The following is a 24,867-nucleotide window of genomic DNA, read 5'->3' on the forward strand; positions in this document are numbered from 1 at the left end:
CGGCCGATTCGCGATCTGCGTCAGAACGGGTAGGGCGCGATGTCGGGACGCACCGTGACCCACTGGGTCTCGGTGAACGCCTCGATGTTCGCGGCTGGACCGCCGAAACGGGAACCGGTACCGGATGCCCCGACCCCGCCGAAGGGAGCGTTGGCCTCGTCGGCGACGGTCATCTCGTTGATGTGGATCTTGCCCGAGTGGATCCGGTCGGCGATCTTCATCGCTTGTCCCACGTCGCCGACGATGCTCACCGACAGGCCGTACTCGGACGCATTGGCCAGTTCGACGGCCTCGTCCGGGTCGGAGAACTTCAGCACCGGCGCGACGGGACCGAAGATCTCCTGGCCCCAGGCGGGCATCTCGGTGGTCAGATCGGTCAGGACGGTGGGCCGGTAGAACAACCCCTCGTGCGTGCCTCCGGCAGCGAGAGTGCCGCCCGCGGCGACGGTGTCCTGCACGATCGTGTCGATGTTCGCCAGCTGACGCTCGTCGATGATCGGGCCCAGGTGAACCGGGCCGCCTGCGGGATCGCCGACGACGAGCGCATCCGCCTTCGCGGCGAGGGCGCGCACGTAGTCGTCGTAGACGGACTCGTGCACCAGGTGCCGGCCGGTGGTCATGCAGATCTGGCCCTGGTGGAAGAACGATCCCATCGCTCCGACACCGGCAGCGAGATCGACGTCGGCGCCGGGGAGCACGATCATCGCGTTGTTGCCGCCGAGTTCGAGGTGGGTGCGCTTGAGATGTTCCGCGCCGGCCTTGCCGACGTGGCGTCCGGCGGCGGTGGATCCGGTGAACGAGACCACCCGCACCTCGGGAGCATCGACGGTTGCGGCGCCGACGTCACCACCACCGGGCAGCACCTGCAGCACACCGGCGGGTAGTCCGGCCTCCTCGAAGATCCGGGCCACGGCGACACCACCGATGACGGTGGTCCGCGGATCCGGCTTGAGCAGCACCGCATTGCCGAGGGCGAGAGCCGGGGCAACCGAGCGCATCGCGAGCAGCAACGGGAAGTTGAACGGTGCGATCACCGAGACGACGCCGGCGGGCAGGCGGCGCGCGATGGACCAGTGACCGTTGTCCGACGGCAGGTACTCACCGTGCGGATGGGTGGGCAGCGCCGACGCCTCGAAGCACTCGGTGGCGGAACCGAACACCTCCATGGCGGCCTTGTCCGGAATGGACCCGGCCTCGCGGAGTCCCCAGCCGATGAGTTCGTCGGCGTGCTCACGGAACTTCTCGCCGGCGCGACGGAGGATCTCCGCACGCTCGGACGGCGCCGTGGCGGCCCAGGACTTCTGTGCGGCGGCGGCAGCGCGGGCGGCGGCGTAGACGTCATCGGGGTCGGCCAGGCCGATCTCGGCGATTTGTTCCCCGGTCGCGGGGTTGGTGACCTTCGTGGTGCCGCCGTTGCCGGGGCGCCAGCCGTCGAGATGGATCTTTCCCGTCCACAGGGCTTCGTCGAGCAAGGCCATAGAGTTCTCCTCAGCGTGGTCGTCGCCGTCCCGCGCGCGTGGGACACCGATGTGTTCCACGAGTGTGGGAGCGATGACGGCTCGTAGGATCGATTCTTCTCATTCAACGAGAAAGCCCGCGATATCCGTCTACGCACGACGAACACCACGTGCACCGCTCCGCGGCCGAAGGGTCATGAGCGAGCACGATGATCCGAATGGATCTGGCTCTCATGGCAGTGGTCGGCATCGCCGGCACCGTGAGCATCGCGGCTGTACTCGGCCGCGCTGAGCATGCCGGCCCAGGACTTCCGCCGGAACTTCAAGGCCATCAGCGGACTCGGGGTCCTTCTCGTCGTCGTGACCACTGCGGCTGCTCACCATCGCGGCCGAACGCGGGGCCCTGCTCGAGGGCCGGGCGCGCGGTACCTACAGTTCGCAGACGCTCGGTGCGGCCCAGCGCCGCCTCGACCTCGAGGAGACCCGATTGCAGGCGCTGAGCGAACAACCCTGACGGTCGTCTCGCGGCGCGGACGCCCCGCCCGAGAACCCGCATCCCGCCGCACTGTTTGACATGATCGTTCGGTCCGGATCCGCCCGGGCGCGTCGTGACCCGGGTAGGAGTGACAGGTGTCGGAGGGCAGTACGGACAGAGCGCCGCGTCGGCGCGTCGGTCGATGGATCCTGATCGTCTTCGTCGTGGTGCTCGTCGGCGTGGCGGCGGCGTTCGTCCTCACCCCTGTGCCGGGATCACTGGTGGTGCGGAAGGTCTTCGAACGCGACGCGCGGGAGCAGACCGCGAAGCTCGCGGTGGACGCTCCGGAGACGGACTTCGTCGCCGACCTCCACTACGGGGAGGACGACCCGGACGCCTATCTCGACGTGTACACACCGCCGGGGACCACCGAGGCGCTGCCGACGATCGTGTGGACGCACGGCGGCGCGTGGTTGTCGGGCAACCGCACCAACTACGCGGGCTACTACAGGCGTCTCGCGGCCGCCGGATTCACCGTGGTGTCGGTCGGCTACTCGCTCGCACCGGGCCACCGCTATCCGACCCCGGTGCGGCAACTCGTCGATGCGCAGCGCTACCTGCTCGAGCACGCCGACGAACTGCACATCGACACCGACCGGATCGTGCTCGCCGGTGATTCGGCCGGGGCGCAACTGTCCGCGCAGATCGCCGCCGCGATCACAGATCCCGACTACGCCGCGACCCTCGGTGTCGACCCGGCCTTCACTCCGGAGAACGTTCGCGGTGTCGTGCTCAACTGCGGCATCTACGACGTGTCCGCGATCGGTGGGAGCGGCGGGCTGATCGGATGGGGCGTGGAGCAGGCGATGTGGGCCTACACCGGCGCCCGGGAGTTCGCCACTTCGGATGCGGCGGGCCAGATGTCGGTGTTGAACTCGGTCACCGAGAACTTCCCGGCCACCTACATCTCCGGTGGCAACGCCGATCCGCTCACCGCCACCCAGTCCGAGAGGCTCGCGCAGCGGCTCACCGGACTGGGTGTGCAGGTGGATGCGTTGTTCTATCCGGACGATCACACACCGGAACTGGCACACGAGTACCAGTTCGATCTGTCGACACCGGATGCGCGTGCCGCGCTCGAGCGGACGATCGATTTCGTCCGCAAGGTCACGACGTAGCGCGCGCGGGGATCTCGGCGACGACGCGTTCGGCGAGCGGCCGCGAGGAGGCCGGGTTCTGGCCCGTGTACAGGACGCGGTCGACCACCACGTGCGGCTGCCAGGCGTCCGTGGACGAGAAGACCGCGCCCGCCTCCTGGAGTCGGTCCTGCAGCAGCCAGGGTGCCTTGTCGGCCAGTCCTGCCTGGACCTCCTCGATGTTCGTGAACGCCGTCAGGCTGTAACCCTCGAACAGCCAACGGCCGCCGGACTCGTGGGCGGTGAGCAGGGCCGCCGGGGCGTGGCACACCATCGCGACGACCTTGTCGGCCTCGACGAAGTGCCGCACGAGTTCACCGAACCGCTCGTCGACGGCCAGATCCTCCATCGGGCCGTGGCCACCGGGCACGAACAGCAGGTCGAAGTCCTCTGCTCGCTGGTCCTCGAGCACCGCCGCACCGGCGAGCACCGGCTGCAGCTTCTCGAGCGACGACTTCAACTCGGCCACGCGGTCCTCGCCGCCCGCAGCGTCGGGTTCGAGGCTGGCCTGGTCGACGACGGGCGTGCGGCCGCCCGGAGTGGCAACGGTGATGTCGTAGCCGGCCTCGTCGAAGACGGTGTACGGCTCGACGAGTTCCTCCGCCCAGAAGCCCGTGGGATGGCGGGTGCCGTCCTGCAACGTCCAATGATCGGCGGAGCTGACGACGAACAGGATGCGGGTCATGGCGTGTCCTTTCGAATGAACGTAGAGGTCGCGTACCCGCTGTGAACGGGACCGACACAGGGGGTGACGACGATCGCCGGGCCCACGAGGAACCCGGCGATCGTGTGACGTGACTGGGGGTGCGGCGGATCAGACGCCGACCACCTCCTGCGCGATGGCGGCCAGACGGGTCTGGGCCGCGGAGATCACGCCGTGTCGTGCCTTGTGCGCTTCCTCGTAGGCGACGATCGCCCGGATGTCCGCCGGCTCGGTCAGTTCCTTGACCGCCGCCACGGCCTTCGGGACGGTGAGATCGTCGTAGTTCCGGATCGGCAGCTCCTCCTCGGTGAGGACACCCGAGGCGCTGCGTGCCTTGTGCAGAGCGTCGGCGGTGCCGTCGGCACCTTCACGACGGCTCACGCGCTCGGCCGTCTCGAGAGCCGCATCGCGCGACGCACCGATGGTCTTGGCTGCGACGTCACCGGCGTGTGCGCCGCGCGAGAGCAGCGACTCGATGCGGGGACGCGTCGAGCGGGCGACGTCGATCGCTCGATCGATGCTGCGCGCCGACCAGGTGACCGGCGTGTTGACCAGGCGCACCGCTGCGCCGGCCGCGGCCTGCAGGGGAGTACGACGCAGAGCGGCAGGACCGCCGAGCGCCTCCTCCGCGATGACGGTGGTGAGCCACTCGACCGTCGCCGTGTGAGCCGTGATCAGACGGTCCGCCAGCGACACGATCGACTTGTGTCCGCCCGCGGTGGCCAGCGCCTTCACGTAACGGGCACGGTCGAGGAGCTGATGTTCGAGGGCGAGGTCGGACAGCAGTGCTTCGTCGAACGGCTGCGCCTGTTCGGTGAGGGTCTTCACCATGATGGCGGCGCGGCCGATGAACGGCCCGACCACATCGGGAAGTCCGCCCAGATCGCGGATCGCCTCTTCGATCGCCACCGCACGGATGCGACAGTTCTCGGCGTTCTCGGTCAGCTCCCTGCGTACCGCTTCGGTGCGGGCCTGCGCGACACGCGTTTCGGCGACCTGGGTCTCTGCATGGGTCAGTTCGTGGAGAGTGCGCAACTGGGTGAGCAACGCGGGAGTTCGGTTCTCGGTCATCGTGCGTTCGCCTCCTTCGCACTGGAAGAGTCGGTGATCTACCGACGAATTCACATCCATCGAGAAAATGACGTGACAACTGTCGGCTACCCGACCCCCGGAACTGCTAACGTCTATGTGATCCATAACACACCCTCTGGTCGGGTTCGTTGCTGCAGTGACCACTCGGCGCACGCGAGTCGCACGGGTCTCGGTTTGAGCCGGTTGCTCGCGGGGAAACTTCGGAGCACACCTTGACGTGAGAGATCGAGGCCGGGACGAGACGCGGTCCGCCTGACTCCTCAGGTGATCGGCGACCGTGAGACGGCCGCAAGCAGCACAAAGGAAAGCGGGGACGACACGATGACCACGGCAGCACCCGTCATGCCCACGGACGTGATCACCGCTCCGGCGACGGTTGCTCCGTCGCAGTCGGCCGACATTCCGGCGCAGACGATCGACGCGCGGTCCGTCGAGGCCCCGCCGTCGGCCGCCGTGGCGTCGAGGGAGGTGGAACCTCCGGCGACAGAGGAGATGCCGGCCCTGCTCGAGCACCCGATCGCGGGCATGCTGATGTTCGTCGTCCTCGCCGTCTGCGGATTCGCAGCCGCCGCGGTGGTCGCAGGATCCCTGGCGGCCGGGCTCGCTCTGGTGGGTGTCGTCGGAGGAGCGGCGGCGACCCTCGTCGCTGTTCTCTGACGTGGCAGAACGACACCGGTAGGCCCGTTTCGTCCAGATCCGAGCGGGAGGATATCGTCTCCGGTCATGTCCAAGGAATTCGTTTTCACGTCCACGCTCGACCACAGCGTCGAACGCGTCCACGGCGCTTTGACCAGCGAGGACTTCTGGAACAGCCGACTGGCTGCGAGCCAGACCGGCGTGGCGCAGCTCGAGGTCGGCTCCGGCCCCGGAACCTTCCGCGCGAAGGTCTCCGACCAGATCGACACCTCTGCTCTGCCCGCGGTCGTCCGGGGCGTGGTGCGAGGACCTCTGATCATCGAGCGCACCGACGAGTGGGGCGGACTCGAGGGCGGTACGGCGCAGGGAACGCTCGCCGGCAGCACGTCGGGACTGCCGATCACGATCGCGGCCCGTTCGGAACTGCGGGGCAACGCGGCCGGCGGGACCGAGATCGAGGTGCGTGGCGAGGCCACCGTCAAGGTCCCCGTCGTCGGCGGGCAGATCGAGGGCCTGATCGTCCAGCTCGTCGAGAACATCGTCCAGAACGATCGGACCGACCTCGACAAGTGGCTCACGGAGAACTGATTCGCAGGGGCGCCCGATCGATCGGCTTCCGATCGACGGATCATCTGGTCCGATGCCGTCGTTCCTCTTCCGAGGTACGGCGGCATCGTCGTTCCCGCCGGATTCGTCGGCGACACACCGGGTCAGGTCGTTGAACAGGGGTGTGACCCAGGCCACCATCGAATCATGTCGATGCCGTGGGACGAGGACGGCGGCTACGCGTGGGAACGCCGCGAGGCCGGATACACCTGGGAGCAGATCGGCAGCGAACTCGGTTGCCCTGCCCATGTCGCACAGAATCTGGGGGAGCGCTACCGCGCGGATATCACTGCCGAGATGACGAGGAACCAGTTGTCGTTGTTCGACATCTCGACCGAGACCTGAATCCCGGCCGCCGGTGTTCGCCGTGTGTTCATCGGATGTGCACCCGCACGGACCCCGTGTGAGGAGGAATCGTCGCCTCCGGAGGGGACCGTAGGTGTCATGGAGGCACTCGTGCGCGACTCCCTGTTCGGTTTCCTCCAGGAGAGCGGACTGGCCGGCTCGGGCGGTGAAGCGGCGGCGCTGCTCATGGAAGGTCTCGTCCGCGTCAATCATCGCCAGGTCCGCAGTCCCCGTACTCCACTTCGTGCCGGGGACGTCGTCTCGATCGCGGGTACGCGATCGATGGCGGTCTTCGGCGTCTCTCCCGGCGGGGTTCGTCCCGTCCTGTAGCTCGTCCGTCGCACGCAGCGCCCGCAACCTCCGGCACGGAGCACTCGCGACCTGCGACGCAGTCGCCTGTCCGGGCGGTGTGATAAGCCGTACCGGACGGGAACGAGCGACGACGAGGGGGAGCGACGCGTGCTGATACTGCACCGTGCCGAGCGCACCGGCATCCTGGCGGATGCGCTGGCCGAGGTGCTCGCCGAGCCCCTCGACGATCCGTTCGCGCGGGAGGTCGTCGCGGTGCCCGCGCGCGGTGTCGAAAGATGGCTCACCCAGCGGTTGTCGGGAATGCTCGGTTCCTCCGCCGGCGACGGGGTGGCCGCCAACATCGACTTCCCGTCCCCGTCCCGCCTCGTCGACGAAGCGCTCGCCGAGGCCTCCGGCATCACCGCCGACGACGATCCGTGGCATCCCTCCCGCATGTTGTGGTCGCTGCTCGGGGTGATCGACGAGTGCGTCGGCGAACCGTGGTGCGCCACCCTCGCGCGGCATCTCGGTCACGGCGCCGACGACCACCGGGCCGGACGCCGGTACGCCACCGCAGCGCATCTCACCGGCCTTCTCCGCAGTTACGGACTCCAGCGCCCCGGGATGATCTCCCAGTGGGCGGCGGGGAACGACACCGACGGCACGGGTGCGCCTCTCGACGACCATCTGCGTTGGCAAGCCGAGCTGTGGCGACGGCTGCGCGCCCGCATCGGCGTCGACAGCCCGTCGCAGCGACTCGACGAACTGTGCGGCCGGCTGCGAGACGACCCCGACGTCGTCGACCTGCCCGAACGACTCTCGATCTTCGGTCCCACCCGCCTCGACACCGTCCTCGTCGAGGTGCTGACCGCGCTCGGGCACCACCGCGACGTGCACATCTGGCTTCCGCATCCGAGCCCGGTGATGTGGGACGGACTGACCCGGCGTCCGGAGTCGATGCGTCGCGCCGACGACCACAGCGCTCTCGGGGTGCAGCACCCGCTGCTGGCCGCGCTCGGCCGCGACGTGCGCGAACTTCAGAGCCGGCTCTCCGGCCTCGAGTGCACCGACCTTCCGCATCCCTCACCCCGGCCGCCGGCGACGCTCCTCGGCCGGTTGCAGGCCGATCTCCGCGACGACCGCGCCCCCGCACACGGATCGGCCGCGCCCGACGGGACCGTGATGATCCATGCCTGCCACGGCCCCACCCGGCAGGTCGAGGTGCTCCGAGAGTGCCTGCTGCACCTGTTCCGCGATGACCCCACGCTCGAACCGCGCGACGTCGTCGTCATGTGCCCCGACGTCGAGACGTACGCGCCGCTCGTCCATGCCGCCTTCGGTGCCGGGGTCGGCGAGCATCCCGGCCACACGCTGCGGGTCCGTCTCGCCGATCGCGGCCTGCGCCGCACCGATCCGATCCTTGCGGTGGTGTCCGAACTGCTCGCGCTCGCCGACGGCCGGGTCACCGCCAGCGAAGTCCTCGACCTCGCCGCGTCGGCTCCGGTGCGCCGCAAGTTCGGATTCGACGACGACGAACTCGAACGCCTGCAGGAGTGGACCACCGAGACCGGTGCCCGTTGGGGTCTCGGCCCGTGGCAGCGCAAGAGTTTCGGTCTCGGCGACTTCATGCAGAACACTTTCGGTGCGGCACTCGACCGTATCCTGCTCGGTGTCGCCGCAGACGGCGCGGACGGGGAGTGGCTGTCCCTGTCGCTGCCCCTCGACGACGTCGACAGCAACGACATCGACCTCGCCGGGCGGTTCGCCGAGTTCATCGACCGGCTGACGGTGGTGCTGCTCCGGCTGCGCGGCCCGCACCCGGCGGGGCGGTGGTCGGACGAACTCGGTTACGGCATCGATCTGCTCGCCGACGTTCCCGCCGCCGACGCATGGCAGCTCACCCGCGCGCGGCGCGAGATCGGCGACGCCGTCGCGCACGCCGGCGACACGCAGTTGTCCCTGAGCGACGTCCGGTCCATGCTCTCCTCCCGGCTCGCCGGGCGTCCGTCGCGCTCGAACTTCCGTACCGGCGAACTGACCGTGTGCACGATGGTGCCGATGCGCTCGGTGCCCCATCGCGTGGTGGTTCTCCTCGGTCTCGACGACGACGTCTTCCCTCGCACGGCCCACATCGACGGCGACGATGTCCTGACCCAGAATCCCTGTGTGGGAGAGCGTGATCCGCGCAGCGAGGACCGGCAGCTGCTGCTCGACGCGCTGATGGCCGCGGAGGAGCGTGTGCTGTTGTTCCACACCGGCGCCGACGCCGTCACCGGAGCACTGCGCCCACCGGCGATTCCGCTCACCGAGGTGCGCGACGTGGTGTCGACGATGACGGGAGTCGACGTCGACGACGAGCGCATCGTGCGGCGACATCCCCTGCAGCCCTTCGATCCGCGCAATTTCCGGGCCGACGACCCGTTCGGGTTCGGTGTCACCGCACTCGCGGGAGCCCGTGCCGGACAAGGAGGTTCGGTGGAGCGCGACCGGTCGGGTGCGCTCCTCGTCGACGACCTTCCGGCCCCGGCACGCACCGATGTCGATCTCGACGAACTCGTTTCCTTCCTGACACATCCGACGCAGGGATTCCTCCGGCAGCGACTCGGTCTGCGGATCCCCGACACCGACGAGGGCATCGCCGACGCACTCGACGTCGAACTCGACGGTCTCGCCCAGTGGCAACTGGGCGACCGCATGCTCGAAGCGCGATTGGCGGGCATGTCCGCGGGTGCCTTCCAGGACGCGGAATGGCGTCGCGGCACGCTCCCGCCGTTCGCGCTCGGCCGCAGGACCCTCGACGAGGTGAGCGACAACGTCGACCGCCTCGTGCACGCCTGCGCCGGTGTGCACACCGGGCAGGCCCGCACCGTCGACATCCGCGTCGATCTCGGCGACGGTCGTCGGCTCACCGGCACCGTCGGAGGTGTACACGGCGAGGTACTGGCCCGCAGCACCTATTCCAAGCTGTCCCCGAAACACCGGCTGGAAGCATGGATCCGGTTGCTCGCCGTCGTCGCCTCGGGTCATCCCGGACAGTGGCGTGCGGTGACCACCGGGCGCAGCCGTTCGCGCTCGTATCCGGCCTGGCGCTCGACCCTTCTGGCTCCCGCCGATCCCGTCGCGCTGCTCGCCGCACTCGTCGATCTGCGCGATCGTGGACTGTGCCGGCCGCTGCCGCTCGTGACGGGCGCGTCGGCCGAGTACGCCGATCGCCGCCACCGCGGTGATTCCGTGGAGATGGCACTGTCGGCCGCCGGGAAGGCGTTCGGTGGCGCGTTCGGCGACGGCAAGGACCGTCACGTGCAGTATCTGTACGGGCCCGACGTCACGTTCGGGCAGCTCACCGCCGACGCACCGGAGGGTGTCGAGGCCGGCTGGTTCGACGAGCCCACCCGTTTCGGTGTGCTCGCCCGACGGTTGTGGGAACCCCTGCTCGCCTCCGAGAACCAGGGACGCCCGTGAGAGAAGGACGCAGCGTGCCCGATACCGCCATCACCGATTTGCGCGCCGCGGGCGGTCCGCCGCCGGCAGGCTTCGATCTGCTCGGCCGGCTCCCGAGCGGCACCACCGTTCTCGAGGCCAGCGCGGGAACGGGGAAGACGTACGCGATCGTCGGGCTCGCCACCCGGTTCGTCGCCGAAGGGCGCGCCCACCTGTCGGATCTGCTGCTCGTCACCTTCAGCCGGGCTGCGACGCAGGAACTGCGCGAACGTACCCGGAACCGGTTCGCGCAGGTCGCCACCGCCCTCGCCGATCCCGAGAGTGCGCGGGCGAGCACCGACATGCTCGTCCGTCATCTCGCGAGCGAGGACGTCGACGCGCGGCGGGCCCGCCTACGACAGGCGTTGTCCGACTTCGACTCCGGCACCATTTCCACCACGCACGGCTTCTGCCGCCGCATGCTCGACGAACTCGGGATCGCCGGTGAACGCGAACCCGACGTCACGGTCGTCGAGGACGTCGACGACCTGCGGGTGGAGGTCGTCGACGATCTCTACCTGCGGCGCTACGGCAGGGGACAGGCCCCCATCACCTACGCCGAGGCGGCCGTCGCCGCGAAGGAGGCAATCTTCGACCCGCAGGCCGAACTCGCACCGAACGACGCCGACGGCACCGCGGCAGGCGAGCGTGTGGAATTCGCGCGTGCGGTCCGCGAGGAGGTCGAACGGCGCAAGCGCCGGCTCGGACTGCGCGACTTCGACGACCAGTTGTCCCTACTGCACGCGGTGCTCGGCGATCCGGAGCACGGCGACGCCGCCTGCCGGCGGATGCGTGCGCGCTTCTCCGTCGTCCTCGTCGACGAGTTCCAGGACACCGACCCCAAGCAGTGGGAGATCCTGCGCCGGGCGTTCCACGGGCACAGCACGCTCGTGCTCGTCGGCGACCCGAAACAGGCGATCTACGCCTTCCGCGGCGCGGAGGTGCTCAGCTATCTCGACGCCGTCTCCGAATCCGACACCTACTGCGAGCTGACCACCAATTGGCGCAGCGACGGCGATCTCGTCCGGGCGCTCGAACACGTCCATCTCGGTGCGGCTCTCGGTGATCCCCGCATCGTGGTGAACCCGGTGAAGGCGGCAGCCGCCGATTCCCGGCTCTCGGGTATCGCGCCCCTGCGGGTGCGTCACCTGCCCCGCGCCGGTGCCGGTCCGCTCAACGACTGGGGTTTCCCGCAGAACCTCGACGGCTTACGTGGGCGGGTCGCTCGCGACGTGGCGGCCGACATCGTGCGCCTGCTCGACGACGAGAACGTCACCGTCGACCTCGGTTCCGGGCCCGAGCGTGTGCAACCCGGGCACATCGCGGTCCTCGTGCGCAAACACAAACAGGTGACGCTCGTCCACGACGCGCTGACGAAGGCGAACGTGCCGTGCGTGGTCGCCGGGGGCACGAGTGTGTTCGCCACACCGTCCGCACAGCACTGGCTGTGGGTTCTCTATGCGCTCGAGCAGCCCCATCGCGCCGATCGCGTCCGGCTCGCCGCGCTCACCCCGCTGCTCGGCCGCACGATGACCGACATCGATTCGGAGGGCGAAGCGCTGGTCGTGGAGGTCGGCGGACTGCTCCGCGAACTGAACGACGTCTACGCCCGCACCGGCTTCGCCGCCGTCTTCGAACGCCTCGCGTCCTTCGGTTCGGTCGAGGCCCGCCTCCTCGATCAGCCGTCCGGGGAACGCACCCTCACAGACATCCGGCACGTCGCACAGCTGCTCGAGGACGTCGCCTCGGCACAGTCGCTGGGGCTGGCCGCACTCACCCGCTGGCTCGAGGATCGCATCAACGACCCCGACCGAGGCGGAGCCGACCGGATCCGGCGCCTCGACAGCGACGCCGCGGCGGTCCAGATCCTCACCGTGCACGGCAGCAAGGGACTCGAATTCCCCGTCGTCCACGTCCCGTACGGGTGGGATGCCGCGAAGAACCCCGAGCCCGACAAGCTGCTGCTGCACGAGAACGGCCGACGCATCCTCGATGTGGGCGGCAAGAGCGGTCCCGGTTATGTCGCGCGGCGGCGTCAGCACGAACTCGAGGAGGCGGGAGAGGAACTGCGCCTGCTGTACGTGGCGGTGACGCGCGCGCAGTGTGCGCTCACCCTCTGGTGGGCGCCGTCCACCCCCACCTCGCGGTCTCCGCTGCACCGGTTGCTGTTCGCCCGCGATCCCGGTTCGGCAGAGGTCTCCGCGGAAGGCCGGATCGGCCACGACGAGGCCATGGCCGAGGAATTCGACCGGTGGGCCGCGCGCGCCGACGGGGTCATCGCCGCCGAAGCGGTCGGGCCGCACCCGATTCCGGTGTTGCGCTGGACCCGCCCCCGCGTGGAGACCGGCCCACTCGCCGCCGCGCGCTTCGATCGGGTCGTCGACGAGAACTGGCGCAGGACCTCCTATTCGGCGCTCACCGCCTCGGTGCACGATGCGCCCGTGGTGAGCGGTGAGGTGGAGGAACCGGTGACGACCGACGAGCCTGCCGAGCCTCCGCTGAGCGCACCGGAAGCGGCGCGCGAAGGCATTCCGTCACCGATGAACGGACTGCCCGGCGGCACGATCTTCGGCACGCTGGTGCACGCCGTCCTCGAGGTCGTCGACACCTCCGCCGCCGACCTCGAGGCCGAACTGCTCGACTGCTGCCACGAGACGGTGCGACGCCAGATGTCGCCGATCGACCCCGTCCAGCTCGCGGCGGCGTTGCTCCCGGTGATGCGCACCCCGCTCGGGCCACTCGGCCGGACCCTCGCCGACTTCACGCCGTCCGACCGGCTTTCCGAACTCGACTTCGAGTTGCCGCTCACCGGAGGCGACAGCCCGGTGCCCGTCACCGTCACCCTCGACGCGGTCGGTGGGTTGCTGCGCCGGCACCTGCCCGCCGACGATCCGATGGCGACCTACGCCGATCTGGTGCGCACCCTCGAGTCCGTGCCGCTGCGGGGTTACCTCAACGGCAGTATCGACGCCGTGCTGCGCACCGACGGTCCGCGATTCGTCGTCGTCGACTACAAGACCAACCGGCTCGCGCCCGTCGACGAACTGACCACCGCCCACTACACCCGCGAGTCGATGGCGGCGGAGATGCTCCGCGCGCACTATCCGATGCAGGCTCTGCTCTATTCCGTTGCCCTGCACCGTTATCTGCGGTGGCGGATGCGCGACTACGACCCGCACGTCCACCTCGGTGGTGTGCAGTACCTGTTCGTCCGCGGCATGGCCGGACCGGACAGTCCACCCGGCAGTGGCGTGTTCGACTGGCATCCGCCGGCCGATCTCGTCACCGACCTGTCCGACCTCCTCGCCGGAAAGGCCATGATTTCGTGATCGAGTCCATGACCGACGTTCGGATCGCCCAGCGCGGCAAGGGCGCTCTGCGGCAGTTCAACGAGGTGGGCGCACTCTCCGCCGCCGACGTGCACGTCGCCCTGCGACTCGCGGCGCTCGGCGGCGAGGACGACCCGCACGTGCATCTCGCCACCGCGCTGGCAGTGCGTGCCGTGCGATCCGGGTCGGTGTGCCTCGACCTCACCCGTTTCCGCGAGGTCACGGTCGACGAGGACGCGGACGGCCATCCCGTCGTCGACCCCGCGAGCCTGCCGTGGCCTCGCGACGAGGACGTGCTCGCGGCGCTGCGTCGCAGCCCCCTCGTGGTCGGTGGCGACCGCGGACCTCTGCGTCCGCTGCGTCTCGTCGATACCGCCGAAGGTCCGCTGCTGTATCTCGACCGGTACTTCCGGCAGGAGCAGACGATCCGCCGGGTGCTCGCCGAGCGCACGGCGACGTTCCCCGACCTCGACGAGGAGCGCATCGCGGCGACACTCGACGAGCTGTTCCACCATCCCGAGGATCCCTCCCGGCCCGCGCCGGCACCCGATCGTCAGCGCGTCGCGGCGGCACTCGCCGCCACCCGACCGACCACGGTGATCGCGGGCGGGCCGGGCACCGGCAAGACCCACACCGTGGCGCGGATCCTCGCGCTGCTCACCCGCCTGTACGGACACGAACTGCGCATCGGCCTGGCCGCTCCCACCGGCAAGGCCGCTGCGCGCCTCCAGGAATCGGTGCGCGAGCAGGAGACCGAGCTGGGTCTGCCGCCGAATCTCACCGCCATGACCGTGCACCGGATGCTCGGCTGGCAGCGCGGCCGCACCCGCTTCCGCTACCACGCGGGCAACCACCTGCCGTACGACGTGATCGTCGTCGACGAGACGTCGATGGTGTCGCTGACGATGATGTGCCGCCTGCTCGAGGCGGTGCGGCCCGACACCCGGCTCGTCCTCGTGGGCGACCCCGACCAGCTCGCCTCGGTCGACGCCGGTGCGGTGCTTGCCGACCTCGTGGGGCGCCCGGTCAGCGGCACCCTCGATCCGGTCTTCGAACGGGTCGTCGCCCGCGATGTGGCGGCCGCCGACGACCCCGCCGAGGCGGCCTTCACTCCGGCCCAACGCGCCCGGCTCGGTGGCGGTGTCGTGCGGCTGAGTCGCGGCCGCCGCTTCGGTGGTGCGATCGCCGAGCTGGCGGTGGCCGTCCGTAAGGGCGCCGGCGACGAGGTGCTCGACATCCTGCGCAGGGGCGACCCGGAGGTCTCGTTCGTGGCCCCCTCCGACCTCGACGCCCTACGCGACGACATCGTCCGCTCCGCCGCTGAGGTCACCAAGTCCGCCGAGACGGGGGACGTCGAGACGGCGCTGAAGCGGTTCGAGGAACATCGGTTGCTGTGCGCGCACCGCGACGGCCCGGCCGGCGTGCAGTGGTGGGCGCGGCAGGCCGCCGAGTGGATCGGGGAGGCCGCGGGGCAGCGACTCGATCCCGAGAGCTGGTATCCGGGCCGACCGTTGCTCGTCACCGCGAACGACCACGACATGCAGATCTACAACGGCGACACCGGCGTGGTCGTGCGGCGCGGCGACGAACTCGTCGCGGCGTTCGCACGCGGCGAGACGCCGTTCGAACTGCGCCCGAGTCAGCTCCCGGCGGTGAGCACCGTCTACGCGATGACGATCCACCGCAGCCAGGGCAGTCAGTACGGCACCGTCTCGGTGGTGCTGCCCGATTCCGGATCGGCGCTGCTCACCCGCGAACTGCTGTACACCGCGATCACGCGTGCGCGGTCGCACGTGCGGATCATCGGGACCGAGGATGCGGTACGCGCGGGCGTGGCACGGCAGGTGCTCCGAGCGAGTGGGCTGCGGCGGGAGATCCGCGTGTAGCCGGTCCGTCTCCGCACCCGTATCGAGTGAGGACGAGGCCCGATCCCGTCGACCCATCGTCGCAACACTGTCTCCGTCGGCGAACCGGACGTGGCATGCTCGAGATGGCGCGCACGACAGACGACGAACGAGCCGAGCGATGGGCTGGTTGGACGCGGACGGGTACACGATCGGGCGGCTGCTGGTCACCCGTGGACTCGCGGTGCTGTACGCCGTGGCTTTCCTCGCGGCCCTGCTGCAGTTCCGGGCGCTGATCGGCGAACGCGGCATCCTTCCCGCCCCGCGCTTCCTGGCGCTCACATCGTTCCGGCAGTCGCCGAGCCTGTTCCACTGGAGATACTCCGACGCTCTGTTCACCGCGGTTGCCGCGGTGGGTCTCGTGTTGTCGGTGGTGACGGTGCTCGGTGTCACCGAGCAGTTGCCGCTCGTGGTCTGCATGCTCGTGTGGTTCGTGATGTGGCTGCTGTACCTGTCGATCGTCAACGTCGGCCAGGTCTGGTACTCGTTCGGCTGGGAGTCGCTGCTGCTCGAGGGCGGTGTGCTCGCGATCTTCCTGGGCAACGCCGATACCGCGCCTCCGCTGCTCGTGCTGATCCTGCTGCGCTGGTTGCTGTTTCGCCTGGAGTTCGGTGCCGGACTGATCAAGATGCGTGGCGACCGGTGCTGGCGCGATCTGACGTGCCTGTACTACCACCACGAAACCCAGCCGATGCCCGGCCCGCTCAGCCGCTACTTCCACCTGATCCCGCGGCCGCTGCACAAGGTGGAGGTGGCGGGTAACCACTTCACCCAACTCGTCGTGCCGTTCGGATTGTTCCTGCCGCAACCGGTCGCCGGGATCGCCGCACTGATCATGATCGTCACGCAGTTGTGGCTGGTGACGAGCGGCAATTTCGCGTGGCTCAACTGGATCACCATCGTCATCGCGCTGTCGGTGGTGCCCGACAGCTTCTACGGGTTGCTGATCGACTCCACCACGACCTACGGTCCGACACCGATCGCGTTCACCGTCGCCGTGGTGGCGCTGACCGTGCTGGTCGCGGTGCTCAGCTACTGGCCGGTGTCGAATCTGATGTCGCATCGGCAGGCGATGAACGCCTCGTTCAACAAGTGGCACTTCGTGAACACCTACGGCGCGTTCGGCACCGTCACACGCACCCGGCGGGAAGTGATCGTCGAAGGCACCACCGATGCGGTGGTGACACCGGCGACGGAGTGGCGCGAGTACGAGTTCAAGGGCAAACCGGGCGACGTGTATCGCAGGCCTCGTCAGTACGCGCCGTACCACCTGCGTCTGGACTGGTTGATGTGGTTCGCGGGGATCTCGCGCGACTACGCCGCGGGGTGGTTCCCGCGGTTCGCGGGAAAACTGCTGGAGAACGATCCGGCCACCGTGAAGTTGCTCCGGCACAACCCGTTCCCGGACGACCCGCCCCGTCTGGTGCGGGCCCGCCTGTTCCGCTACCGCTTCGCCACGCGCGCCGAACGACGCGCGACGCGCCAGTGGTGGATGCGGGACGAGATCGGCGATTTCATGATGCCGATGGCGCGGGACGACCTGCCCTGACCGCGCTCCTTGATCGCCGATGCGGTCACCACACCTCGCCACCGGTCTCCGACACGGTGAAGCCATGGGTGTCCGTCTCGCACGTGACAGCGGTCTTCTCGTCGACGGTGCACGTGAACGGATCAACGGTGAGAGTGCTGCCGTGGGGCAGCGTATTCGGGGCACCTCCGAGATCCGTGAACGCGATGTCGCCGATGCTGACCCACTCTCCGGGGCCGTCCCCTTCGAGCATCAGGGCGTTCGCGGGCACCAGCACGTCGGGCGCGCCGCTGCCGGGGACCCGGGGTGCACTCGCCGGCATCGTGCCCTGGCAGCCCGTCAGGGGGGCGGTGTGGACGAGGATGGCGCATCCGAACTGCCCGCCCGGCGAGGCGAAGTAGTACACGCCCTCGCTGGTCGCCGCGTAGTCGTCGGGGTCGACCGGCTTCGGTGCGGCCGTGGTGGTCGCGGTCGTGGTCGGCGCCGACGAGGTCGCCGTGGTGCTCGACGGCTCGGGGGGTGCTTCGGATGCGGTGGCCTCACCCTCCACGCTGCGCGAACACCCTGCCGCGACGAGTGCCGCACCCGCGACGACGACGAAGCTGACGAGGCGTGCGCGGCGACTGATCATGCGGGGCAGCATAGCGAGCGTCGGGATCGACGCAAGTTCCGCTCCGATCGACTCGGAGGCGGTGGCTTCGATCGGCTCAGAGCCGGCGCGTCACCCGAGCAGGTACGCCCGTCGCCACGACGTTCGGCGGCAGGTCGCGGGTGACCACCGCGCCGGCTCCCACGACCGTGTTCTCGCCGATAGTGACGCCCGGTCCGACGATTGCGCCACCGCCGAGCCACACGTTGTCGCCGATCGTGATGGGTTGCGCCGATTCCCACTTCGCGCGGCGGAGATCGGGATCGAGGGGATGAGTGGGGGTGAGGAGTTGCACGTTCGGGCCGATCTGCACGTCCGAGCCGATCGTGATCGGCGCGACGTCGAGCATGATCGCGCCGAAGTTGACGAATGTCCCGTCCCCCACGGTGATCCGATACCCGTAGTCCACCTGCAGTGGCGGCCGGATCTCCACGTCGTCACCGATCGAGTCGAACAACTCCTCGAGGAGTGCGCGACGCGCATCCGTATCCGCTGCACTCGACGCGTTGTACTTCTCGGTCAGCAGCGCTGCCCGCAGCGCGTCGGCGGCGAGTTCGGGGTCGTCGGCGATGTAGAGTTCGCCGGCCAGCATCCGTTCCTTCTGCTCGCCCACTGAGGATCCTTCCGTCGCCGGGTCAGTCGCCCACTCGCTCTCCGGTGTCGACGTGGAACAGGTGCACCGTACCTTCGCGCTTGCGCAGGTGCACGGTGTCGGCGAGGCGTGCGGGGGTGCGGACGAGGGCCCGCGCGACCACCTGATTGCCGGTGCCGGGCACCCGCGTGTACAGGTACGACTCGCTGCCGAGTTCCTCGACGAGTTCGACGACGGCTTCGACGCCCTCGTCGGCGATCTCGAAGTCCTCCGGCCGGATCCCGGCGGTGACCTCCTCGATGCCTGCGGAGTGCAGTCGCGCGATGCGGTCGCGTTCGACGGGGATGACGGTGCTGCCCACGACGACTCCGTCGTCGACGACCTTCGCGCGGAGCAGGTTCATCGACGGTGAGCCGATGAAACCGGCGACGAACGCGTTGGCGGGACGGTCGTAGAGTTCGGTGGGGCTGGAGAACTGCTGCAGCACTCCGTTCTTCAGGACGGCGACGCGATCGCCCATCGTCATCGCCTCGACCTGGTCGTGGGTGACGTAGACGGTGGTGGTGCCGAGACGGCGTTGCAGCGCCGCGATCTCGGTGCGAGTCTGCACGCGCAGCTTCGCATCGAGGTTCGACAACGGCTCGTCCATGCAGAACACCTGTGGCTCGCGCACGATCGCGCGTCCCATCGCGACGCGCTGGCGCTGACCACCGGACAGCTTGGCGGGCTTGCGGTCGAGGAACTGAGTCAGGTCCAGGATCTTCGCCGCTTCCTCGACCTTGCGGCGACGCTCGTCCGCGCTCACACCGCGCATCTTCAGAGCGAAGCCCATGTTCTCGGCGACCGTCTTGTTCGGGTACAGCGCGTAGTTCTGGAAGACCATCGCGATGTCGCGGTCCTTCGACGGCACACCGGTCATGTCCTTGCCGCCGATGGAGATCGACCCCTCGTCGATGTCCTCGAGCCCGGCGAGCATGCGCAGCGCGGTGCTCTTGCCGGATCCGGACGGTCCGACGAGGACCACGAACTCACCGTCCTCGATGTCGAGGTTCAGCGAATCGACCGCGAAGGTGTCGGAGTTCTCGTAGATGCACGAGGCGTTGCGGTAGGTGATGTCGGCCATGATGGAAGTCCTTGCTGGTAAAAGGAATCGGGTCTACTTGATGGCGCCGAACGACAGGCCGCGCACGAGCTTGTTCTGGGCGAGCCAGCCCGCGAGCACGACGGGCAGCGCCGCCATCGTCGCGGCGGCGGACAGCCGGGCCCAGTACAGGCCCTCACCGGTGATGAAGCCGACGAGGAAGACGGGAATTGTCTGCGCCTGAACAGCGGTCAGGTTGACGGCGAAGAAGAACTCGTTCCACGAGAAGATCACGCAGATCAGGGCGGTCGCAGCGATGCCGGGGGAGACGAGCGGCAGGATCAGCTCGCGCACCGCCGTCCACAGGCTCGCGCCGTCCATGCTCGCCGCCTCGAGCAGCTCGCCCGGGACCTCGAGGAAGAACGACCGCATCATCCACACCGCGATGGGCAGGTTCATCGCCGTGTACAGGATGATCAGGGCCCAGATGTTGTCGAGCAGGCCGACGTTCGCGACGATCACGTAGAGCGGGATGATCGCCGCGACGATGGGCAGCATCTTCGTGCTGATGAAGAAGAACAGCACGTCCTTGGTCTTCTTCACCGGCCGCAGCGACAGCGCGAAGGCCGCCGGCACGCCGAGCAGCAGGACCAGCACCGTCGAGACGATCGTGGCGAAGGCCGAGTTGAGCAGGGCCGTGCCCACTCCGGTCTCGAACACCGCCCGGAACTGGTCGAGGGTGGGGGTGAAGAAGAACTTCGGTGGGTCGGAGTAGGCGTCGGCCTCCTGCTTGAAGGCGGTGAGCACCATCCAGAAGACCGGGAAGAAGAATCCGATGGCGGCGATCCACGCGACCACACCCCAGGGATTGAACTTGCGGTTCTTGCGCTTCCGGGCCGTGCGCATGACACGGCCGGTGGGTGCCGTGGTGTCCGAAGCCTGCGGCTGCGTGGCCGTGGTGCTCATGCCGCTTCCTCCTTGCCGGTGAACGATGTGAAGATCAGGCGCAGCGCGAAGGTGGCGATGACGATCGTGCCGATGACGACCACGACACCCATTGCCGCGGCCTGGCCGATGTCGAAGCCGAGGAACGCGCGCTGGTAGATGTAGAACGGCAGGTTGGAGCTGGCCGTGCCGGGTCCGCCCTGGGTCATCATGTAGATCGCGTCGAACGTGTTCACCAGGTAGATCGCGCCGAGAACGGTGCCGAGTTCGATGAACCGGCGCAGATGCGGCAGCGTCAGTTCGCGGAACAGTGCGAAGGCTCCGGCGCCGTCGACGCGGCCGGCCTCGAGGATGTCGCGGGGCATCGACTGCAGGCCGGCGAGGATGAGCAGCATCATGAACGGCGTCCACTGCCACACCAGCGCGACCATCACGGCCGGGAGCGGGAACCGGCTGATCCAGTCCACCTCTCCCAATCCGAAGGGGGAGAGAACGAAGTTGACGATGCCGAAAACGGGATCGAACATCGACGTCTTCCAGATCAGTGCACTGGCGACCGGGGTGACGAGGAACGGCGTAATGAGCAGGGTCCGTGCGATACCGCGGCCGAGGAACGCCCGGTCGAGCAGGAGCGCAAGAAGCAGCCCGAGTATCACGGAGATCAGGACCGTGCCGACGATGAGGATCACCGTGTTCAGGGTGACCTGCCAGAACTGGCTGTCCTGGAAGACATCGACGTAGTTCTGGAGTCCGACGAACCGGCGGGAGCCGGGGCTGACGAGGTTCCAGGACTGGGTCGAGTAGTACAGCGTGAACAGGAACGGGATCTGTGTGACAACGATCGTGAAGATCAGGGCCGGGAGCAGGGGGCCGCGCCGGCGCCATCCCTCGGCGCGGGAGATCTGCTCCTCCTTCGCTTCCCGTACGGCGCGGATGCGCTCGTCGGCGTCCGGTGCGGGACGCTGCGCTGCAGGTGCGGTCATGACGTCTTCTCCCGGTAGGTCGCGCCGACGGCCTCGGCGTACTTCTGTGCCTGGTCGAGGGCGTCCTCGACGCTCTGCCGTCCGGCGATGGCGGCGCTGATCTGCTGGCTGACCCGGGTGCCGAGATCCTGGAACTCGGGGATGGCCACGAACTGGATGCCCGTGTACGGGACGGGGTCGACCGTGGGGTTCTGCTGGTCGGCTCCCTCGATGGATTCGAGGGTGATCGGGCCGTAGGCCGCGGCGGCCTCGGCGTATTCGGGGATCTCGTAGGTCGACAGTCGGCTGCCCGGCGGCACCCGCTCCCAGCCGAGTTGCTCGCCGACGGTGCGCAGGTACTGCTGGTCGGTCATCCACGAGATGAACTTCCAGGCGTCCTCGGTGTGTTCGCTGCTCGCGGGGATGCCGAGCGACCAGGTGTAGAGCCAGCCCGAGGGGTCCTTCTCCTGGACGGGCGCGGCCGCGTAGCCGATCTTCCCGACGACGTTGCTCGACGCGGGATCCTCGAGGGTCGAGACGGCGGAGGTGGAGTCGTACCACATGGCGACCCGGCCCTGCGCGAGTTGCGTGGCGCACTCGCTGAATCCGCTCGTCGCGGCACCGGGCTGACCGTACTCGCGGACGAGGTCGACATAGAACTGCACCGCTTCGCGTACCTCGGGACTGTTCAGCTGTGCGTTCCAGTTCTCGTCGAACCACCGTCCGCCGAAGGTGTTGATGACGGTGTCGAGCGGTGCGAGCAGCTCACCCCAGCCGGGCTTGCCGCGCAGGCAGATGCCGTTGATGTCGGGGCTGTCGAGTTGCGCTGCGGCCTCGGCGACCTCGGTCCAGGTCGGCGGGTCGGACAGCGTGATGCCGGCCTGTTCGAACAGGTCCTTGCGATACATGAGGAACGACGATTCGCCGTAGAAGGGCACCGAGTACAGATCGCCCTCGTACGAGAGTGCTTCGCGCAGCGAGGGAATGATGTCGTCGGCGTCGTAGCCGTCGGTCTGCTCGATGTACGGTGACAGATTCGTGAGCCAGCCGTACTCCGCCCACTGGGGAGTCTCGTAGTTGCTGATCATCACGACGTCGAACTCGCCACCGCCCATCGCCGTGGACGCGGTGATCTTGGCGCGGGCCTGGTTCTCGGAGAGGGTGACGAACTTCAGGTCGATCTCCGGGTTCTCGGCCTCGAACTGCGACGCGAGTTGCTGTGCGTCCTGCATCTGGGAGTTCGACACCATCGCGATGGTGACGGTGCGGCCGGACGTACCGATTGATCCTGCACCGGCACAACCGGTCAGTGCGACGCTCAGGGCCACGGCTCCTGCCGCGGCCGCGCGGATGGATCTTCTTGCTGTAGGCACGATGGTCTACCTCATTTCGGTGGTGCCTCGTCCTTCGGGGTGCCGTTCTCGAGGGCGTTGGTCGGGATGGTCGAGCAGGTACTGGGCGCACGCGATGTCGCAGACGAGCATGTTCGCGAGACCGCCTCGGAGAGCACCGAGTACAGCGCGGTGCTTGGACTGTCCGCCGGTGACGAGAATCGTGGCGGGGCAGTCGCGGACGTCGTCGAGAGGTACCGACATGGTGCGGCTTTCGAGTTCGCCGTGCACGGCGGTGCCGTCGGCACGGAAGAACCGGCCGCCGATCTCACCGACCGCACCGAGGCCGTCGAGTTCGTGGAGCATCGTGGTGTCGAGGAAGCTGCCCTCGAACAGGGTGGTCGAGGTCGACACGGCGCCCACACCGAAGATCATCGCCTCCGCGCGGCGCCCGACCTCGAGCGTGCGGGAGATCAACGAGTCGGCGCGCATCGACGCGACCGTGGACGGATCGGCGTACAGCGGTGTGGGAAGCCGGAGCGGTTGCGCCCGAAGCTGTTCGGCGCAGCGGCCGAGGACGAACTCGGTGCCGGTCTGGTAGGCGCTCGTGGAGAGGGAGCCGTCGAGTTGGACGATCGTGGCGCAACTGGCGACACCCGACGGGATGGCCTGTGCCACGGCGACGGTCTCCGGACCCCACGTGAATCCGAGGGTGTCGGAGGGGCGGAGACGGCGGGTGAGCAGGCCGGCGGCGGCGCGCCCGAGGGCGGTGAAGCTTGCGGAGTCCTCGATCGGACCCGCGTCGTCGACCCGGCGCCCGACCACCACGGCCTCGACGAGTCCGTAGCGCTCCTCGAGTGCCCGTTCGGTCTCGGCGTGCAGGTCGTCGCGCCAGGCGGGTGGCACGGTGACCTCGATGCGCACCAGGCCCTGGGCGCGAGCGCGCGCGACGAGCCGGCCGGCGGTGGGACGGGAGACGCCGAGACGCTGCGCCACCTCGGCCTGCGTGAGTCCGTCGAGGTAGTAGAGCGTCGCGGCCCGCACGGCGAGACGGAGATCATCGGTGGCTACCGGGCTCTCCGTGTCGGGGATGTTGGTGGGGCCGGGGGCGGTCACGAGCTCTCCTTGGTGTGAGCAGTATTCGGACGCTTCGTGAGCATCTGCTCAGGGGTGCGTGCATCTGCTCAGTACGTTAGCATCACAGTGTGACCCACACAACAGTTCGCCCGCCGCTCCCGGACACGATGCGTGCCGCCGTACTTCTCGAACCGGGCCGCATCGAGATGCAGGAAAGGCCACTACCTGCACCGGAGCCCGGCGACGTCCTCGTCCGGGTGACCACCGTAGGGGTGTGCGGTTCGGACGCGCACTACTACCGCGAAGGACGTATCGGCGAGTTCGTCGTGACCGATCCGATCGTGCTCGGCCACGAGGCGTCCGGGGTCGTGGTCGCGGTCGGGGACGGTGTTCCGCAGAGCCGGATCGGCGAGCGGGTCTCGATCGAACCGCAACGCCCCGACCCGCTCACCGAGGAGACGCGCCGCGGCGACTACAACCTGTGCCCGCACATGCGCTTCTACGCCACACCGCCCGTCGACGGCGCGCTGTGCGAGTACGTCACCATCGGGGCGGCCTTCGCGCATCCCGTTCCGGACACCGTGTCCGACGATGCCGCCGCCCTGTGCGAGCCGCTGTCGGTCGGTATCGCGGCCGTCCGGAAGGCCCGTGTCACCGCCGGCTCACGAGTCCTCGTCACCGGTGCCGGGCCCGTCGGCATCGTCGTCGCACAGGTCGCGCGCGCCTTCGGTGCGGTCGAGGTCGTCGTCACCGACCTCGACGAGCGACGACGCGAGACCGCACTGTCGTTCGGGGCGAGCGCTGCGCTCGATCCCCGCGTCGACGACCCGTCGGCCCTGCGTGTGGACGCCTACGTCGACGCGTCCGGCGCCCCCTCCGCCGTCGATTCGGGCATCCGCGCGGTCCGTCCCGGCGGCACCGTCGTCCTCGTCGGATCCGGCGCCGAGACGATGACCCTGCCGGTGCAGTGGGTCCAGAACCGCGAACTGGTCCTGACCGGCGTGTTCCGTTACGCGAACACGTGGCCGACCGCGCTCGCGCTCCTCGGGGCGGGACGGGTCGATCTCGACTCGATGGTCACCGCCCGGTTCCCCCTCGACAAGACCGCCGACGCACTCGAATCCGATCGGACACCCGGAAACATCAAGGCCGTCGTGGACGTGACCGATCCGGCGGGAAAGGACTGAA

20 protein-coding genes are annotated in these 24,867 nt (G+C 68.7%); 10 read left to right on the forward strand and 10 right to left on the reverse strand.

Annotated elements, in window-relative coordinates:
* Positions 1 to 20 precede the first annotated feature (20 nt).
* The gene (locus KXC42_RS05890; RefSeq protein ID WP_006550656.1) at positions 21 to 1,478 is read right to left on the reverse strand and encodes a benzaldehyde dehydrogenase; all 1,458 of its coding nucleotides are present in this window, start codon (positions 1,476 to 1,478) and stop codon (positions 21 to 23) included.
* 609 nt (positions 1,479 to 2,087) lie between these two features.
* Between KXC42_RS05890 and KXC42_RS05895 the strand changes: the two genes are divergently transcribed.
* On the forward strand, positions 2,088 to 3,110 hold the full coding sequence (locus KXC42_RS05895) for an alpha/beta hydrolase (RefSeq protein ID WP_033097259.1): 1,023 nt from the start codon (positions 2,088 to 2,090) through the stop codon (positions 3,108 to 3,110).
* Here the strand turns inward: KXC42_RS05895 and KXC42_RS05900 are convergent.
* Positions 3,100 to 3,813, reverse strand: coding sequence for a type 1 glutamine amidotransferase domain-containing protein (locus KXC42_RS05900; RefSeq protein WP_059381546.1), 714 nt, complete (start codon positions 3,811 to 3,813; stop codon positions 3,100 to 3,102). The genes KXC42_RS05895 and KXC42_RS05900 overlap by 11 nt on opposite strands.
* Before the next feature lie 129 nt (positions 3,814 to 3,942).
* Complete coding sequence (locus tag KXC42_RS05905) at positions 3,943 to 4,902, reverse strand: ferritin-like domain-containing protein (protein WP_219130020.1); 960 nt, start codon at positions 4,900 to 4,902, stop codon at positions 3,943 to 3,945.
* A gap of 342 nt (positions 4,903 to 5,244) precedes the next feature.
* Between KXC42_RS05905 and KXC42_RS05910 the strand changes: the two genes are divergently transcribed.
* The 8 genes from KXC42_RS05910 (at position 5,245) to KXC42_RS05945 (ending at position 17,063) form a co-directional block, all read left to right on the forward strand.
* A complete protein-coding gene (locus KXC42_RS05910) occupies positions 5,245 to 5,580 on the forward strand; it encodes a hypothetical protein (protein WP_037215768.1) in 336 nt (111 codons plus the stop codon).
* Positions 5,581 to 5,646: 66 nt separating this feature from the next.
* Positions 5,647 to 6,147, forward strand: coding sequence for a DUF2505 domain-containing protein (locus tag KXC42_RS05915; RefSeq protein WP_006550651.1), 501 nt, complete (start codon positions 5,647 to 5,649; stop codon positions 6,145 to 6,147).
* 165 nt (positions 6,148 to 6,312) lie between these two features.
* Complete coding sequence (locus KXC42_RS05920; RefSeq protein WP_019287992.1) at positions 6,313 to 6,510, forward strand: hypothetical protein; 198 nt, start codon at positions 6,313 to 6,315, stop codon at positions 6,508 to 6,510.
* 99 nt (positions 6,511 to 6,609) lie between these two features.
* Positions 6,610 to 6,840 (forward strand): RNA-binding S4 domain-containing protein, encoded by a 231-nt coding sequence (locus KXC42_RS05925; protein WP_019287993.1) that lies wholly within the window; start codon positions 6,610 to 6,612, stop codon positions 6,838 to 6,840.
* Between the two features lie 129 nt (positions 6,841 to 6,969).
* Positions 6,970 to 10,263 (forward strand): exodeoxyribonuclease V subunit gamma, encoded by a 3,294-nt coding sequence (gene recC, locus KXC42_RS05930; RefSeq protein ID WP_219130021.1) that lies wholly within the window; start codon positions 6,970 to 6,972, stop codon positions 10,261 to 10,263.
* Positions 10,264 to 10,277: 14 nt separating this feature from the next.
* Entirely contained in the window at positions 10,278 to 13,610 is a 3,333-nt protein-coding gene (locus KXC42_RS05935) for a UvrD-helicase domain-containing protein (RefSeq protein ID WP_219130022.1), read from the forward strand.
* An 8-nt stretch (positions 13,611 to 13,618) separates the two neighbouring features.
* Entirely contained in the window at positions 13,619 to 15,496 is a 1,878-nt protein-coding gene (recD, locus tag KXC42_RS05940; RefSeq protein ID WP_037215769.1) for an exodeoxyribonuclease V subunit alpha, read from the forward strand.
* Positions 15,497 to 15,635: 139 nt separating this feature from the next.
* Positions 15,636 to 17,063: a lipase maturation factor family protein gene (locus KXC42_RS05945; RefSeq protein WP_219130023.1), complete on the forward strand. Its 1,428-nt coding sequence runs from the start codon at positions 15,636 to 15,638 to the stop codon at positions 17,061 to 17,063.
* A gap of 25 nt (positions 17,064 to 17,088) precedes the next feature.
* On the opposite strand, the gene KXC42_RS05950 is transcribed toward KXC42_RS05945, so the two are convergent.
* From KXC42_RS05950 to KXC42_RS05980, 7 genes are all read right to left on the reverse strand, one after another.
* Entirely contained in the window at positions 17,089 to 17,673 is a 585-nt protein-coding gene (locus KXC42_RS05950; protein WP_228044938.1) for a hypothetical protein, read from the reverse strand.
* A gap of 76 nt (positions 17,674 to 17,749) precedes the next feature.
* Positions 17,750 to 18,304, reverse strand: coding sequence for a sugar O-acetyltransferase (locus KXC42_RS05955; protein ID WP_033097265.1), 555 nt, complete (start codon positions 18,302 to 18,304; stop codon positions 17,750 to 17,752).
* A 22-nt stretch (positions 18,305 to 18,326) separates the two neighbouring features.
* Positions 18,327 to 19,406 carry an ABC transporter ATP-binding protein gene (locus KXC42_RS05960; RefSeq protein ID WP_016693896.1) on the reverse strand — a complete coding sequence of 360 codons (1,080 nt, stop codon included), beginning with the start codon at positions 19,404 to 19,406 and terminating at the stop codon, positions 18,327 to 18,329.
* A 33-nt stretch (positions 19,407 to 19,439) separates the two neighbouring features.
* Positions 19,440 to 20,330 carry a carbohydrate ABC transporter permease gene (locus tag KXC42_RS05965; RefSeq protein WP_006550641.1) on the reverse strand — a complete coding sequence of 297 codons (891 nt, stop codon included), beginning with the start codon at positions 20,328 to 20,330 and terminating at the stop codon, positions 19,440 to 19,442.
* Positions 20,327 to 21,292, reverse strand: a complete 966-nt coding sequence (locus KXC42_RS05970) for a carbohydrate ABC transporter permease (RefSeq protein WP_006550640.1) — start codon at positions 21,290 to 21,292, stop codon at positions 20,327 to 20,329. The genes KXC42_RS05965 and KXC42_RS05970 overlap by 4 nt, the downstream gene beginning before the upstream one ends.
* On the reverse strand, positions 21,289 to 22,599 hold the full coding sequence (locus KXC42_RS05975) for a sugar ABC transporter substrate-binding protein (protein ID WP_174556297.1): 1,311 nt from the start codon (positions 22,597 to 22,599) through the stop codon (positions 21,289 to 21,291). Before KXC42_RS05975 ends, KXC42_RS05970 begins: the two co-directional genes overlap by 4 nt.
* A gap of 51 nt (positions 22,600 to 22,650) precedes the next feature.
* The gene (locus KXC42_RS05980; protein WP_006550638.1) at positions 22,651 to 23,718 is read right to left on the reverse strand and encodes a sugar-binding transcriptional regulator; all 1,068 of its coding nucleotides are present in this window, start codon (positions 23,716 to 23,718) and stop codon (positions 22,651 to 22,653) included.
* Positions 23,719 to 23,846: 128 nt separating this feature from the next.
* Here KXC42_RS05980 and KXC42_RS05985 point away from each other — a divergent pair, with 128 nt between their 5' ends.
* A complete protein-coding gene (locus tag KXC42_RS05985; protein ID WP_219130439.1) occupies positions 23,847 to 24,866 on the forward strand; it encodes an NAD(P)-dependent alcohol dehydrogenase in 1,020 nt (339 codons plus the stop codon).
* Position 24,867 lies beyond the last annotated feature (1 nt).

Origin of the sequence: Rhodococcus sp. LW-XY12, from assembly GCF_019317345.1 — a bacterium.
Classification (GTDB): Bacteria; Actinomycetota; Actinomycetes; order Mycobacteriales; family Mycobacteriaceae; genus Rhodococcus; species Rhodococcus pyridinivorans.